General features: G+C 71.4%; 14 protein-coding genes. 11 read left to right on the top strand and 3 right to left on the bottom strand.

The genetic code is table 11. The features are described 5' to 3' along the window. Positions 1 to 46: 46 nt before the first annotated feature. Complete coding sequence (locus BQ9890_RS08105) at positions 47 to 1,087, top strand: NAD(P)-dependent alcohol dehydrogenase (RefSeq protein WP_075890710.1); 1,041 nt, start codon at positions 47 to 49, stop codon at positions 1,085 to 1,087. A gap of 45 nt (positions 1,088 to 1,132) precedes the next feature. Then, a complete protein-coding gene (locus tag BQ9890_RS08100; protein ID WP_075890708.1) occupies positions 1,133 to 2,014 on the top strand; it encodes an AraC family transcriptional regulator in 882 nt (293 codons plus the stop codon). Between the two features lie 195 nt (positions 2,015 to 2,209). Here the strand turns inward: BQ9890_RS08100 and BQ9890_RS08095 are convergent, their stop codons facing one another. Further along, positions 2,210 to 3,886 (bottom strand): fumarate hydratase, encoded by a 1,677-nt coding sequence (locus BQ9890_RS08095; protein WP_075890706.1) that lies wholly within the window; start codon positions 3,884 to 3,886, stop codon positions 2,210 to 2,212. A 295-nt stretch (positions 3,887 to 4,181) separates the two neighbouring features. Here BQ9890_RS08095 and BQ9890_RS08090 point away from each other — a divergent pair, with 295 nt between their 5' ends. Together BQ9890_RS08090 and BQ9890_RS08085 are read left to right on the top strand one after the other, a co-directional pair. Then, entirely contained in the window at positions 4,182 to 5,570 is a 1,389-nt protein-coding gene (locus tag BQ9890_RS08090) for a class II fumarate hydratase (RefSeq protein WP_075890704.1), read from the top strand. A 292-nt stretch (positions 5,571 to 5,862) separates the two neighbouring features. Continuing rightward, the gene (locus BQ9890_RS08085) at positions 5,863 to 7,239 is read left to right on the top strand and encodes an MFS transporter (RefSeq protein WP_075890702.1); all 1,377 of its coding nucleotides are present in this window, start codon (positions 5,863 to 5,865) and stop codon (positions 7,237 to 7,239) included. Between the two features lie 54 nt (positions 7,240 to 7,293). On the opposite strand, the gene BQ9890_RS08080 is transcribed toward BQ9890_RS08085, so the two are convergent. Further along, the gene (locus BQ9890_RS08080; protein WP_075890700.1) at positions 7,294 to 7,776 is read right to left on the bottom strand and encodes a DUF456 domain-containing protein; all 483 of its coding nucleotides are present in this window, start codon (positions 7,774 to 7,776) and stop codon (positions 7,294 to 7,296) included. Between the two features lie 94 nt (positions 7,777 to 7,870). Continuing rightward, on the bottom strand, positions 7,871 to 9,160 hold the full coding sequence (locus tag BQ9890_RS08075; RefSeq protein WP_230297882.1) for a phosphotransferase: 1,290 nt from the start codon (positions 9,158 to 9,160) through the stop codon (positions 7,871 to 7,873). Positions 9,161 to 9,511: 351 nt separating this feature from the next. Here BQ9890_RS08075 and BQ9890_RS08070 point away from each other — a divergent pair, with 351 nt between their 5' ends. From BQ9890_RS08070 to BQ9890_RS08040, 7 genes are all read left to right on the top strand, one after another. Then, positions 9,512 to 10,732, top strand: a complete 1,221-nt coding sequence (locus BQ9890_RS08070; RefSeq protein WP_075890698.1) for a TadA family conjugal transfer-associated ATPase — start codon at positions 9,512 to 9,514, stop codon at positions 10,730 to 10,732. Then, positions 10,729 to 11,589, top strand: a complete 861-nt coding sequence (locus tag BQ9890_RS08065) for a type II secretion system F family protein (RefSeq protein ID WP_075890696.1) — start codon at positions 10,729 to 10,731, stop codon at positions 11,587 to 11,589. The genes BQ9890_RS08070 and BQ9890_RS08065 overlap by 4 nt, the downstream gene beginning before the upstream one ends. After that, complete coding sequence (locus BQ9890_RS08060) at positions 11,586 to 12,479, top strand: type II secretion system F family protein (RefSeq protein WP_075890694.1); 894 nt, start codon at positions 11,586 to 11,588, stop codon at positions 12,477 to 12,479. Before BQ9890_RS08065 ends, BQ9890_RS08060 begins: the two co-directional genes overlap by 4 nt. Positions 12,480 to 12,728: 249 nt before the next feature. Continuing rightward, on the top strand, positions 12,729 to 12,932 hold the full coding sequence (locus BQ9890_RS08055) for a hypothetical protein (protein ID WP_075890692.1): 204 nt from the start codon (positions 12,729 to 12,731) through the stop codon (positions 12,930 to 12,932). 3 nt (positions 12,933 to 12,935) lie between these two features. Continuing rightward, the gene (locus BQ9890_RS08050; protein WP_075890690.1) at positions 12,936 to 13,349 is read left to right on the top strand and encodes a TadE/TadG family type IV pilus assembly protein; all 414 of its coding nucleotides are present in this window, start codon (positions 12,936 to 12,938) and stop codon (positions 13,347 to 13,349) included. After that, positions 13,339 to 13,836 (top strand): hypothetical protein, encoded by a 498-nt coding sequence (locus tag BQ9890_RS08045; RefSeq protein WP_078062330.1) that lies wholly within the window; start codon positions 13,339 to 13,341, stop codon positions 13,834 to 13,836. Before BQ9890_RS08050 ends, BQ9890_RS08045 begins: the two co-directional genes overlap by 11 nt. Continuing rightward, a complete protein-coding gene (locus tag BQ9890_RS08040; protein ID WP_075890688.1) occupies positions 13,829 to 14,290 on the top strand; it encodes a hypothetical protein in 462 nt (153 codons plus the stop codon). The genes BQ9890_RS08045 and BQ9890_RS08040 overlap by 8 nt, the downstream gene beginning before the upstream one ends. Positions 14,291 to 14,320 lie beyond the last annotated feature (30 nt).

The following is a 14,320-nucleotide window of genomic DNA, read 5'->3' as shown; positions in this document are numbered from 1 at the left end:
CCCACCACCCACCCCTCCTGCCCAACCGATTCGAAGGAGAAACACCATGAAGGCTGTCGTCCTGGAGAAGCAGCACGAGATCAGGATCCGCGACGTCCACCAGGACCTGCACGTCGGGCCCGGTGACCTGAGGATCGCCCCCCACACCGTGGGGATCTGCGGGTCCGACGTCCACTACTACACGCACGGGCGCATCGGTCGCTACGTCGTGGAGAAGCCCATGATCCTGGGCCACGAGGCCGCCGGCACCGTCCTGGAGGTCGGTCCCGACGTGGAGGGGTTCGCTGTCGGTGACCGGGTCGCCATGGAACCCGGCGTCCCCGACATGTCCTCACGGGCAGCACGCATGGGGATGTACAACGTGGATCCCGCTGTCAGGTTCTGGGCGACACCGCCCGACGACGGGTGCCTGGTCGAGGAGGTCGTCCACCCCGCCGCCTTCACCTACCACCTCCCCGACTCCGTCACCTTCGGTGAGGGCGCGCTGCTGGAGCCGCTGGCGGTCGGCATGCACGCCGCGACCAAGGCACAGATCCACCCCGGTGACATCGCGGTGGTGTCCGGGTGCGGCACGGTGGGCATGCTCACCGCTGCATCCGCCCTGGCCGGCGGCGCGGCCCGCGTCCTCGTCTCCGACGTGTCACCCGTGAAGCTGGGGATCGCGGCCCGCATCCCGGGAGTCGTCCCGGTGGACCTGCGCAGCCAGGACCTGGAGGAGGTCGTCCACGACCAGACCGCGGGTTGGGGCGCGGACGTCGTCTTCGAGGCATCGGGGGCTCCTGCCGCCTACGAGACCCTGTGGAAGCTCGGGGCGCCGGGCAACCGCACCGTGCTGGTGGGCATCCCCGTGGACCCCGTCAGCATCGACGTCACCGAGGTCCAGGCACGCGAGACCACGATCGAGACCATCTTCCGTTACGCCAATGTCTACCAACGTGCCATCGACCTGGTGGCCGCGGGGAGGATCGACCTGGCACCGTTCATCACCCACACCTTCGCGATGGACGACGCGGTCGCGGCCTTCGACCGCGTGGCCGAGGGACGACCCGGGGACGTCAAGATCCAGATCACCGTGGACCATTCCTGAGGTGGAACCCCGGCACGTCAGGCGGGGTGGTGGGAGCATGGACAGGTGACCACCTCCCCGCCCGACCGCGGTGTCCTGGAGGTCATCGTGCCCGAACCGGGTACCGTGCTGCGGTGGCACACACATGACCACCCCCACCCCCTGGCACGATGGCACCACCACCCCGAGGCGGAGTTCCACCTCATCCGTCGGGGCACAGGACTGATGATGGCTGGCGATGCCCTGGTCCCGTTCGCACCGGGGCAGGTGGCGCTGATGGGTGGGGGACTTCCCCACAACTGGATCTCGGACCTCGCCCCCGGCGAGGTCCTGCCCGGGCGCGACGTCGTCTGCCAGGTACTCCCCTCCCGGGTCGCCGCCCTGGCGGAGGTGTTCCCGGAGCTGCTCCCCGCCGTGCGCGTGCTCGCGCGCGCCGCCCACGGAACCGTCCTCACGGGGCGCGCCGCCCTCGTCGCGGCAGGGGTGCTGGAGCGCATGGGCAGCCACGCCCCGATGGAGCGCGTGGTGGACCTGCTCACCCTCTTCCGGGTCTTCGCGGAGGCGGACGAGGGCGAGTGGCACACCGTCGTCACACCGGGGTACCTGCCCGACCACTCACCCGACACCGCCGAGCGGCTCAACACCGCCCTGGCCCTCGTCAGCGCCGGACTCGGCTCCGAACTGCGCCTGGAGGACGTGGCGGACGCGGTCGCGATGAGCCCCGCGGCCTTCTCCCGCTTCTTCCACCGCACGGCCGGGATCACGTTCTCCGACCTGGTGAGGCGACTGCGGATCTCGCGCGCCTGCCACCTGCTGGTCACCACGGACCTGCCCGTGTCGCGCGTCCAGGAGGAGTGCGGGTACTCCAACGCCTCCAACTTCAACCGGCGCTTCCGCCAGGAGACGGGTGTGACGCCCAGCGCCTACCGCCGACTCCACCGTGGCTGAGGAGGCGACGGGGCGGCCACCTCATCGGTGACCGCCCCACACGTCGGACAGGTGGCCGCTCAGCTGCTCGCAGTCCCGTCGGATGACGCCCCCACGGTCCCGGGCCAGCGCGGTTCCGGGCTCGCGCGGCGTCATGCCCGCACGGTCCCGGTCCTGCTCAGCCCCGGACCCGCACGGCTCCGGCGTTGCACACCCTCACAGACCGGGGCGCCTGCCGATCGTCAGGGTGACCTCCTGGGTGCCGGCGAAGAAGTCGTTGCCCTTGTCATCCACGACGATGAAGGCCGGGAAGTCCTCGATCTCGATCTTCCACACGGCCTCCATGCCCAGCTCCGGGTACTCCAGGAGCTCCACGGACTTGATGCAGTTGGCGGCCAGCTCCGCGGCGGGCCCACCGATGGAGCCCAGGTAGAAGCCGCCATGCTTCTGACAGGCGTCGGTGACCGCCTGGGAGCGGTTGCCCTTGGCGACCATGACCATGGAGCCCCCGGCGGCCTGGAACTGGTCGACGTAGGAGTCCATGCGCCCGGCGGTGGTCGGCCCGAAGGACCCCGAGGGCATCCCGTCGGGCTTCTTGGCGGGGCCGGCGTAGTAGACGGGGTGGTCCTTGAGGTACTGGGGCATCTCCTCCCCGGCCTCCAGGCGCTCGCGGATCTTCGCGTGGGCGATGTCGCGGGCCACGACCATGGTGCCGTTCAGGGACAGGCGGGTCTTCACCGGGTACTTGGACAGTTCCGCGAGCACATCGGCCATGGGCTGGTCCAGGTCGATGCGCACCGCGTCGTCGTCCTCGTCGTGCCCGATCTCCGCATCGGTGGTGGCGGGGAGGAAGCGGCCGGGGTCGGTGTCGAGCTGCTCGAGGAACACGCCCTCGGGGGTGATCTTCGCCTTCGCCTGGCGGTCCGCGGAGCAGGACACCGCGATGGCGACGGGCAGGGAGGCGCCGTGGCGGGGCAGGCGCACCACGCGCACGTCGTGGCAGAAGTACTTGCCGCCGAACTGTGCGCCGATGCCCATCTGGCGGGTGAGTTCGAGGACCTGCTCCTCCAGCTCCAGGTCGCGGAACCCGTGGGCGGTGGCGTCCCCGTGGGTGGGCAGCTCGTCGAGGTAGTGGGCGGAGGCGTACTTCGCGGTCTTGAGCGCGTACTCCGCTGAGGTCCCGCCCACGACGATGGCCAGGTGGTAGGGCGGGCAGGCCGCGGTGCCGAGGCTGCGGATCTTCTCCTCGAGGAACTGCATCATGTGGGTGGGGTCCAGGATGGCCTTGGTCATCTGGTACAGGTAGGACTTGTTGGCCGAGCCGCCGCCCTTGGCCATGAAGAGGAAGTGGTACTCGTCCTCCTCACCCGGCGCGGTGTCCGCGTAGAGCTCGATCTGGGCGGGCAGGTTGCAGCCGGTGTTCTGCTCCTCGTACATGGAGATCGGCGCGTTCTGGGAGTAGCGCAGGTTGAGCTCGGTGTAGGCCTCGTAGACGCCCTTGGCCAGGGGGCGCTCGTCGGTGCCCTCGGTGATGATGCGCTGGCCGCGCGATCCCTTGACGATGGCGGTGCCCGTGTCCTGGCACATGGGCAGGACACCGGCGGCAGCGACATTGGCGTTGCGCAGCAGGTCCAGCGCCACGAAGCGGTCGTTGGCGGAGGCCTCGGGATCGTCGATGATGCGGCGGACCTGCTCCAGGTGGGCTGTGCGCAGGTAGAAGGAGATGTCGTGGTAGGCGGTGCGCGACAGCAGCTCCAGGGCCTCGGGGGAGACCTTGAGGTAGGTCGTGCCCTCCGGTCCTTCCACGGTCTCGACCCCCTCGCTGGTGAGCAGGCGGTACTGCGTGGGGTCCTCGCCCAGCGGCAGCATGTCCTCGTAGAAGAACTCGGTCACTTCTGGCTCCTTCGCGCTCGCGGTCGCACAACGCGCCCACGCTAGGGGCGGGGTGGGGACGGGCGTGGGGATGCAGGTCCCAGACGCGCGCCATCGACGAGGGCGGACCCATGTCTGCGCTGGTGTGGAGCCATTTGCCGGGTCCCGGGAGCCGCCCTCGTGACGGGGACGACACCCGTGGGACGGGCCGGTGCACCTCCTGCTGCGGGCGCGCGGGGGGAAATAGGTCCCACCGTCGTCACAGAAATGGCGGACAATGGGAGGTGGCCCGTTGCCCGGACGAAGGAGAACTGACATGACGGAGTACCGCATCGAACACGACACCATGGGTGAGGTCCGCGTCCCCAAGGACGCGCTGTACGGTGCCCAGACCCAGCGCGCCGTGGAGAACTTCCCGATCTCGGGGGAGCGTCTGAGCCCCCACCACATCGCGGCACTGGGCCAGATCAAGCGCGCTGCGGCCCTGGCCAACTTGGAGCTCGGGGTCATCGACCAGCCGACCTCGGACGCCATCGTCGCCGCCGCCCAGGAGGTCATCGACGGCCGCCACGACGACCAGTTCCCCATCGACGTCTTCCAGACGGGGTCGGGCACCTCCTCCAACATGAACGCCAACGAGGTCATCGCGACGATCGCCTCGAACGCGTCGGGGCTGAAGATCCACCCCAACGACCACGTCAACGCCTCCCAGTCCTCCAATGACGTCTTCCCCTCCTCCATCCACATCGCCGCCTACCAGGCCGTGGACGAGGTCCTCCTGCCCGGGCTGCGCACCCTGGAGGCGTCACTGGCGGCCAAGGCCGAGGAGTTCAGGGACGTCGTGAAGTCGGGACGCACCCACCTCATGGACGCCACCCCCATCACACTGGGCCAGGAGTTCTCCGGCTACGCCTCCCAGCTCACCCACGGCATCGCACGCGTCGAGGCCACCCTGCCCCACCTGGCGGAGCTGCCCCTGGGGGGCACGGCCGTGGGCACCGGCATCAACACGCCCGAGGGCTTCTCGGCCCGCGTCATCGAGCTGATCGCGGAGAACACGGGTCTGCCCCTGCGTGAGGCGGACAACCACTTCGAGGCCCAGGCCGCCCAGGACTCGCTCGTGGAGCTCTCCGGCGCGCTGCGCACGGTGGCCGTGTCCCTGGTCAAGGTCGCCAACGACCTGCGGTGGATGAGCTCCGGGCCGCGCACCGGCATCGGCGAGATCCACCTGCCCGACCTCCAGCCGGGCTCCTCGATCATGCCCGGCAAGGTCAACCCGGTCCTGCCCGAGGCCACCGTCCAGGTCGCCGCCCAGGTGATCGGCAACGACGCGGCGATCACCTTCGCGGGTGCCCAGGGCAACTTCGACCTGCTCGTCATGCTGCCGGTGATGGCCGCCAACCTGCTGCAGTCGGTCAACATCCTCGGCAACGTGACCCGCGTCCTGGCCGAGCGCTGCGTCGACGGGATCGTGGCGAACGTGGAGACCTGCCTGCGCCACGCGGAGTCCTCGCCCTCCATCGTCACCCCCCTGAACCGCATCATCGGATACGAGAACGCGGCCAAGATCGCCAAGCACTCGGTGAAGGCCGGCATCACCGTGCGCCAGGCCGCCATCGACCTGGGCTTCGTGGAGCGCGGCGAGATCTCCCTGGAGGACCTGGACCGGGCACTCGACGTGCGCACCATGACCGGGTCGCACTGACACCGGGCACCGACCGCGGTTCGCGGTGACTGCCGGCCGGGAGGGGGGACCCCTCCCGGCCGGCGTGCTGTCCGGGCCGGGGGCGGGTGGGTTCGCAGCTCGACATCTGTTCTCCCGGGGACGGGTGCCGTCCGGGCTGTACCGGGGTGGGACGCACTCGTCCGTGAGGGGTGCCCCGGAAGCCCGGGCGTGACGGCGTCCAGGTGGGTGGGTCGCCCTCGTCCGTGCGGGGTGCCCGGGGTGGACGGCTAGGATGTCGGGAGCCTGTCCCGCCCCTTGATGACGAGGTCCGATGACCGCCACCCGCCCCGCTCCGTCCTCGGTTGCACGTCGTGCCCGGGGTGCGGTCTTCGCCCTCTTCTTCACCAATGGTGCGCTCTTCGCCAACCTGGTGCCGCGCTACCCGGAGGTCAAGGACACCTTCGACCTCTCGGACCCCGCCTACGGGGCCACCATCGCGCTGTTCCCCCTGGGGGCGGTCTGTGCAGGTCCACTGGCGGCATGGGTCATCCGCAGGTTCTCCTCGGCCCGCACCGCGACGCTGGGAACCGTCTGCATCGGCGTCGCGCTCAGCGTGGTGGGCATGGTCACCGTGTGGAGGGCCTCCATCGACGAGGGCGGACCCGGCTCCGCCACACTCGCCTACGTGCTCTTCGCCGTGACCTTCTTCCTGGGAGGCGCCTCGGACTCGATCACGGATGTGGGGCAGAACGCCCACGGGCTGCGGGTCCAGCGCCTCTACGGGCGCTCCATCATCAACTCCTTCCACGGCGGCTGGTCCCTGGGGGCCGTGACCGGGGGCCTCATGGGGTCCGCAGCCGTGGGGCTCGGGATCCCCCTGGGGTGGCACCTGCTCGGGGCGGCGCTGGTCTTCATCGTCGTCGGTGCGGGTGCCCTGCGCTTCGCCCTGCCGGGGACGGACGAACCGGGGTCGCCCGGGATGCCGGCCCGCGCGCCGGGCGGCGACGGACCCGGGTCGATCGGGCCGGTGACCGCTGTGACGCCGGGGACCGAGGCAGAGGTGGCGACGCCGGGGGCGGCGGACGCGCCGGTCGACACGGAGGTGGGACACGTGTCCACCAGGAGGTGGCCGTGGCTGATGGTCATCACTGCCCTCACGGTGCTGGCCATCTCGGGCACGGCGGTGGAGGACGTCATCTCCACGTGGTCGACGCTGTACATGCGGGACTTCCTCGGGGTGCACGCAGGGCTCGCCGGTCTGGCCTTCGTCACGATGCTGGTCAGCCAGACCGTGGGGCGACTGGGTGGGGACCGCGTCATCGACGCCCTGGGCATGCGCCGGACCATCCAGCTCGGTGGCGTCCTCGTGGTGGTGGGCACGGGCCTGGCGGCAGCGGTGCCCGCGGTCTGGACGATGCTGGTGGGAATGGTGCTGGCCGGCCTGGGGTGCGCGGCGATCGTCCCCGTGGCGATGAACGCGGCGGACGACATCCCCGGCATGCGCGCCGGGGTGGGGCTGACGGTCGTGACCTGGCTGATGAGGCTCTCGTTCCTGCTGGGCCCACCCCTGGTGGGCCTCCTGGTCGAGGCGACGACCCTGCGCTCGGCCGTGGTGGTCCTGCCCGTCGCGGGCGCTGTCACCCTCGTCGCGGCCTCGGTCCTGACGCCCTCGCCGCGGGGTGCGTCCCGGGGTGGTGCGCGGGAGTGAGCAGGGGTGTGGTGCCCGGGGCAGCGGCGGGTGTGGTCCGCGCGCGCACCGGGATCACACGAGGAACAGGCCCACGACCCAAGCGCCGGTCGCGGCGAGAGCAGCGACCAGTTCGATGACGACCGAGAGACCGACCGCGCGCAGTGCGACGACGGTGGCGGGCCACGCCGCCTGGTGGGACTGCAGGCGTGCCAGCTCGGCGAGGTAGATGCCCAGGACCAGCCCGATGACGAACCCGACCACGGGAATGACGAAGAAGCCGACCACCGCGGCCGCCAGTCCCCACAGCAGGGTCGAGTTGGGGATGCCCGAGCGGGCCAGGCGTCTGCCGGGGATGAGGTACTTCGCGACCAGCGCCGCCATGAGGACCAGCGCCGACACGGCGAAGACCGTCCATGCGGCCGGGGTGTTCCACGCGATGGCCCACACGAGGATGGCGCCACCCACGAACGGTCCCGAGGGATAGACCTGCACGACGGCACCGATGATGCCGATCAGGATGACCAGGCCCACCAGGACCGTTGCTGTTGTGCCCATGCCGCCACGTTAGCGGGGAGTGCGCGGTGCAGCCCGCGCTGGTTCCGGTGACGCTGCTCGCGCTGCGTATCCAGGGGCACGGAGGCGCCGATTCTCAGTGGTGCTCGAGGTCCAGTCTCTCCGTCGGGGCCTCCGACAGGGGGAGAGGACCGGTCTCCGACTCCGTGTCCACGGGGGCTGCTGCAGGTCGGGCGGGAGGGTCGGGCCGGTCCGCGCCGGGTGACCTCTCTCCGGTGCTGTCCGCGTCCCAGTGGTGGTCGTCCCCGTCGTGGTCGGGGGACGGCTGCGGCGTCGCACGATCCGGTGCCGGAGCGTCCTCCGCGGCAGCCCCGCCCTCGTCGACGTCCTCCGGGTCGGCGGGAGAGGGTGCGGATGCCGACCCGGGTGCGGATGCTGCGGCAGGGGCAGGGGCAGGGGCAGACGTGGTCGAGGAGGGCGCGCCGTTCTCCCTGGGGCGCACCAACTGCTCCTCGCCGAGTTCCCCGGCGAGCTCGGCGAGCATGGAGGTGGCGTCCTCCACGACCGAGTCGTCCTCGGCATGGATCCCGTGGGCGAGCCAGCGCACCACCGCGAGCTCGGAGAGCAGCTGGGCGCGTGTGACCAGGTGCAGGTCGGTGGCGTCGCGGGCCATCGAGTACGCCTCCTGGAAGCGGTCCAGGAAGTCGTCGGAGGCGCGGGCCAGGACCCAGGCGATGTCCTCCGCCGGGTCCCCGACGTGCATCGAGGAGAAGCCGGTGAGGCCGATGACGGATCCGTCGTCCACGAGGATCGTGGTGGGTTGGAAATCGCCGTGGACCGGGGTCGTGCGGAAGCGCCACAGCGCGACGTCCTCCAGGGCACCTTCCCAGCGGTCCCAGAGGCTGCGGGGCACCACACCGGTCGTGGCGACCTCGTCGAGGAGTGCGAGGTGGCGTGTGCGGCACTCCTGTGCGGAGTAGGCGGGCAGGTCGACGCCGGTGCACACGGACTCGGGGAGGTTGTGCAGGGCGGCCAGGGCCCGCCCCAGTGAGGCGGGGAGCACATGGGGGTCGGCGAAGTCGTCCTCGGTCATGAAGCGTCCGCCCAGGTCCCGGTGGACCATGACGCGTCCGCCCTCGGGTGTCCGTGTGAACCCGGCAGGACGGGGGACGTCGAAGGGGATCTCCCCGGCGTCCCTGGCGCGCGCGAGGCGCGAGAGGACTGCCGTCTGGGACTCCAGGCCGAGGCCGCCCACCGTGTCGTGGGGGCACACCACCGTCCACTTGTTGCCGGTGGCGTCGATGATTCCCGTGACGGAGACGACCTCGTCGCTGAACTGCGGGGGGCGCAGGCCGGTCACCCGCAGGCCGGGGACGGCGGCAGTGGCCAGGGCAGCCAGTTCCAGAGGGGTCTTCTCAGCGCTCACCCTCCCACGGTACATGCGGGCCGGGTGCCGGGCAGCAGGCAGGAGGGAAGTGCACCGGCACCTGCCGCGGAGGGGAGCACGAGGAGAGCCTGCCGGGGAGGGGGCGCGACGGGTGCCTGCCCGTCACGGGCACGCAAGGGGCACCTGCCGGGGGTGACCCCTGCTCCGTCCCGGCTGCTCCCGCGACCCTGGGGCGCGGCGGTGCCCGGCGCCGGCCGGGACCACCCGTGTCAACTGTCCACAGGGAACAGCCCTCCTTCCCAGGATCGTTCAAAGTGTGTAAGGTACAGCACACCTCGGGGTCGCTCCTCGTGGAGGGCAGGGTCATCGACGACGTCGTGAGGGGGTGTCGTGGTCCAGACGCTGGAACGGGACGTGCGCGAGACCTGGGTCCGTGACGCACTCAGCACCCGCGGCATCGACCCCCTCACCGACGGCCGTGGGGTCAGGCAGGTGGTGGAGGAGGCCCTGGAGCGCTTCCCGGGTCAGTCCTCCGACGCCGACCGGGAGGACGAGGTCCGTTCCCTCCTGGCCGAGGTCGTCGGTTTCGGTCCCCTCCAGCAGTTCCTGGACGATCCAGGGGTGGAAGAGGTGTGGGTCAACGAACCTTCACGTGTGTTCGTGGCCCGCGAGGGCGTCCCCGAACTCACCACGGTGATCCTCAGTGACCAGCAGGTGCGCGACCTGGTCGAGCGGATGCTCCACCATTCCGGGCGTCGACTCGACCTCTCCCTGCCCTTCGTCGACGCGACCCTGCGGGGCGGGGAACGACTCCACGTCGTCATCCCGCCGGTGGCCGGGCGCCACTGGGCCGTCAACATCCGCAAGCACGTCCAGCGTGCCCGCACACTCGCCGATCTGGTCGGGGCCGGGATGGTGCCCGCCCACGTGGCGGACTTCCTCGCGGCAGCCGTCGACTCCGGCCTGTCGGTGCTCGTCTCGGGGGCCGCCCAGGCGGGGAAGACGACCCTGCTCCGGGCTCTCGCAGGAGAGCTGCCCCGCACCCGGCGTGTCATCACCGCTGAGGAGGTCTTCGAACTCTCCCTCAGCCAGCGGGACTGCGTGGCCCTGCAGACGCGGCCGCAGAACCTTGAAGGGCTGGGCGAGGTGACGTTGCGCGACCTCGTGCGCGAGACCCTGCGCATGCGGCCGGAGTGCCTGGTGGTGGGGGAGGTGCGCGGACCCGAGGCCCTCGACCTGCTCCTGGCGCTCAACGCGGGCATCCCGGGCATGGCGACCCTGCACGCGAACTCCGCGCGTGAGGCGCTCACCAAGCTGTCGCTCCTGCCGCTCCTGGCCGGGGAGAACGTGACCTCCGCGTTCGTCGTCCCCACGCTGGCGTCCTGCATCGACCTCGTGTGCCACGTGCACCGGGACCCCTCGGGCAGGAGGTACCTGGCGGAGGTCGTCTCGGTCCCCGGACGCTCGGAGGGGACCAGCATCGAGATCTCCGAGCTGTGGAGCCACGACGGGGTGACGATGCACCGGGGCAGCGGTGGTCTGGAGGAACACGGCCGCTTCGCCGCCGCAGGACACGACCTCTCCCATCTCCTGTCGGAGGGTGTGTCATGAGTGCCGTCCTGGTCGGGCTCACTCTGGGAGGAGGAATCGTCCTGGTCCTCGCCGCATGGGTGGGCATGCCCGCGTGGGGCGAGGGCAGGCCCGGATGGTACCTGCGCTGGCAGGACGAGGTGGTGCGCTCCGGGATCCGCGGTCTCACCCCCCTGCGGCTGGCCGGGATTGCCGTGGCGGTCTCCGTGAGCGTCTTCCTGGTGGTGCTGGCCTGGACCGGTGCGTGGAGTGTGTCCGCGGCGGTGGCACTCATGGCCCTGCCCCTCCCGGCGGCCGTCGTCCTCTCGCGCTCCCGCCACCGGGTCGCGACCGCGCGTGCGGCGTGGCCCGACATCGTCGACTCCCTGGTGGCGGGGGTCCGCAGTGGGGGCGGTTTGCCCGAACTGCTGGTCGACCTCGCGGACTCCGGTCCCCCGGCGCTGCGCCCCCAGTTCGAGCGCTTCGCCGTGGACTACCGTGCGGACGGGCGCTTCGACATCGCCCTCGCACGCCTCAAGGACCGTCTTGCCGACCCGGTGGCTGACCGGATCATCGAGGCACTGCGCCTGGCGCGGGAGGTGGGCGGGTCCGACCTGTCCGCACTGCTGCGCGACCTGGGCGTCCTCCTGCGTGAGGAGTCCCGTGTGCGCGGGGAGTTGGAGGCACGCCAGTCCTGGACCGTCAACGCGGCCAGGCTCGGCGTGGTGGCGCCCTGGCTGGTGCTCGTCATCATCTCCGCCCAGACCCAGGCGGCCCGGGCCTACTCCACCCCGCAGGGCGTCCTCGTCCTCGTCGGGGGTGCATTGGCGACCGTCGTCGCCTACCTCGCCATGCAGCGCATCGGGCGCCTGCCCACGGAGCGGAGGTTCCTGCGATGACCGCGCTCGCGTGGGCAGCAGCCTCGGGACTCGGGATCGGGACCGGGATCCTGGCAGTCGCCGGTGCCTGGAGGACGAGCCGTCCCGACCTTGCGACACGTGCGGCCCAGGGGATGCCCGGGCGTGCACGTGGTGGGGTCGCCCGGGAGATGGCGCGGTCCCTGCGCGGACGCCTGGTCGGGGTCGCGGAGTCACTGGGGTCCACGACGGAGAGCGTCGAGAGGCGTCTGGTGCTCCTGGGCCGTGCCGGCACGATCGGGTCCTTCCGCCTGCAGCAGTTCGCCTCCGCCGTGCTCGGCATGGTGCTCGCGGCAGCTGTCGTGGCAGCGGCGGGGACGGGCAGGGGCGCGGGCCCGCTGGTCCTCCCACCGCTGATGGTGGTCGGTGGCCTGATCGGTGCCGCCCTGTGGGACCAGGTGCTGGGCATGCGCGCGAGGACCCGTCAGAGGCTGCTGGACGCCCAGGTGCCCGATGCCTCCGAACTCGTCGCGCTCTCCATCGGCGCGGGGGAGTCCGTCCCGGGTGCCCTGTCGCGGGTGGCGCATGCCTCCACCTCCTCCCTGGCTCTGGAACTGGAGGCCACGGCCCAGGAGATCCGTCTCGGACGCCCCACCACCCGTGCGCTCCACGACCTGGCCGCACGCAATGACTCCCCCTCCCTGGACCGGCTCTGCCTGACACTGGTGACCGCGATCGAAAGGGGGACACCCCTGGCCGCAGTCCTCCACGACCAGGCTCGTGACATCCGCGAGGCATCGCGTCAGAGGCTCATGGAGCAGGGCGGCCGGCGCGAGATCGCCATGCTCGTCCCCGTCGTGTTCCTCATCCTGCCCGTCACGGTGCTGTTCGCCCTCTACCCCGGTCTCATCTCACTGGGGATCGGGCCGTGACGACCCCGCACGCAGGGGCACTTCCCGTCCGGGCCCGCCCCACGCAGCCACGTTCCCGGCGCCCCCACGTTCCCGGCGCCCCCACGTTCCCGGCGCCCCCACGTTCCCGGCGCCCCCACGTTCCCGGCGCCCCCGCGGCCCTCACGCACCCACGTTCCTCCGGACCCGGACCGATCACCCCGGACCCCGACCCGGACCGATCCGACCCGCGCGGTTCCCGACCGCCACCCCAGACCTGAGGAGGTCACCATGGAGACACTGACCACTTGGTTCCACGCACTGCAGCACCTCGTGGGCCCGGACCCGGGGGAGGACCCCGAACGCGGCGACGTGCCCGGGTGGGTCCTCATCACGCTGATGACGGCTGCCCTGGTCGCAGCGATCTGGGCCGTGGCGGGCACGCGCCTGGTCCAGATCTTCAACGAGGCCATGGACCGGGTGTCGGGGATCTGAACGATGCGTGCGCGCCGTCCGGATCCGGGGAGGGACCCCGAGGAGGGCTCCGAGGTCGTCGCGCACGTCCTCACCCAGGCCCTGGTCGTCCTCGTCTTCCTGGGGGTGCTCCAGGCCGCCTTCGCGCTGCACACCCGCAACCTCGCGATCTCGGCAGCGGGGGAGGGCGCACGACGTGGCGCCCTCGAGGGCAGCGGGGAGCTCCAGGCCGTCGCGCGCACGCAGGAACTCCTCGACGAGTCCCTGGGGGCGTCACGGCCCCGCACGGTCACCACCTCGCGCGAGGTGACCGGTGGACGCGAGACACTGGTCGTCACCGTCTCGACGTCGCTGCCGGTGCTGTTCGCCTGGGGTCCGGGGGAGTGGCTGACGGTTCGGGGACGCTCCCTGGTGGAGGGAGCCGGAGATGCTCCCTGACCACGGGGTCCACGCAGGCGGGCCCGAGTGCGCGACACGCACGACCGGGCCGGGCACGCCTCCCGGCACCCCCTGTGACGAGGGCGAGCGCGGCGGTGCCCTGGTGGAGTTCATCGTGCTGGTCGTCGCGCTGCTCGTCCCCGTCCTCTACCTGGTGATGTCGCTGTCCCTGGTCCAGGCGAGCGTCTTCGCTGCCGAGTCGGCCTCGCGGGAGGCGGCGCGGGTGCTGGCGGGGGATCCCACGGACCTGGACACCGCACGCGCACAGGTGGACCTGGCCTTCGGCGACTTCGGGCTGCCGGCACCGGCGGAGGTGTCCATGGGCTGTGTGCCCGCCGGTTGCCACGGGGAGTCGGCCCGGGTGAGCGTGAGGGTCTCGACGACCGTGCCGATGCCCCTGGTGCCGGGATGGGTGGGGCAGCGAGGACTCGTCCCGGTCACCTCGACGTCGGAGGCAGTGGTGGAGGGGATGCGTCTCGATGGGTGATGGCCACGGGGTACCCCCTGCGCATCCGGACGCGGGCCGCATCTCGGTCCTCGTCATCGGCCTCACCGCACTCTTGCTGGCCGTCGTCCTGGTCCTCGCGGCCATCACGGTGGTCCACGTGCAGGACCGGCGGCTCCTCACCTGTGCGGACAGGGTGGCGGCCGCTGCCTCGGCCGTGATGGATGCGGACGCCTACTACGGAGCGGACGGTAGCCCGAGGCGTCTGCTCCCGGCCCCGGGAGCCGCCAGTGCGGAGGCGGGCAGCACCCTCGCCCTGCTCTCGACGACCTCCTGCTCGGTGGGGGGCGGAGTGGCGCTGCTGGGTGTGGAGGCCACTGCAGGGGGTGTCACGGTCACGGTCTCGGCGACCGCGACGCTGCCGTTGCTCCCACCGGTCCTGGGTGACGTGGTCGCCCCCACGCTGGTGGCGACCTCCTCGGCCACGACCCGTTGAGCACGACCACGAGCAGGGCCGGGACCCGGG

The sequence above is a fragment of the Actinomyces provencensis genome, assembly GCF_900155435.1.
Classification (GTDB): Bacteria; Actinomycetota; Actinomycetes; order Actinomycetales; family Actinomycetaceae; genus Pauljensenia; species Pauljensenia provencensis.
The sequence above is the reverse complement of the archived record's forward strand: the minus strand, read 5'-3'. Positions and strand labels throughout refer to the sequence as shown.

Bases quoted from the DNA above. Each gene is read 5' to 3' on its own strand.
- BQ9890_RS08090 (WP_075890704.1), top strand. From the start codon at position 4,182: ATGACGGAGTACCGCATCGAACACGACACCATGGGTGAGGTCCGCGTC.
- BQ9890_RS08050 (WP_075890690.1), top strand. From the start codon at position 12,936: ATGCGTGCGCGCCGTCCGGATCCGGGGAGGGACCCCGAGGAGGGCTCC.
- BQ9890_RS08085 (WP_075890702.1), top strand. From the start codon at position 5,863: ATGACCGCCACCCGCCCCGCTCCGTCCTCGGTTGCACGTCGTGCCCGG.
- BQ9890_RS08080 (WP_075890700.1), bottom strand. From the start codon at position 7,776: ATGGGCACAACAGCAACGGTCCTGGTGGGCCTGGTCATCCTGATCGGC.
- BQ9890_RS08040 (WP_075890688.1), top strand. From the start codon at position 13,829: ATGGGTGATGGCCACGGGGTACCCCCTGCGCATCCGGACGCGGGCCGC.
- BQ9890_RS08105 (WP_075890710.1), top strand. From the start codon at position 47: ATGAAGGCTGTCGTCCTGGAGAAGCAGCACGAGATCAGGATCCGCGAC.
- BQ9890_RS08045 (WP_078062330.1), top strand. From the start codon at position 13,339: ATGCTCCCTGACCACGGGGTCCACGCAGGCGGGCCCGAGTGCGCGACA.
- BQ9890_RS08060 (WP_075890694.1), top strand. From the start codon at position 11,586: ATGACCGCGCTCGCGTGGGCAGCAGCCTCGGGACTCGGGATCGGGACC.
- BQ9890_RS08055 (WP_075890692.1), top strand. From the start codon at position 12,729: ATGGAGACACTGACCACTTGGTTCCACGCACTGCAGCACCTCGTGGGC.
- BQ9890_RS08065 (WP_075890696.1), top strand. From the start codon at position 10,729: ATGAGTGCCGTCCTGGTCGGGCTCACTCTGGGAGGAGGAATCGTCCTG.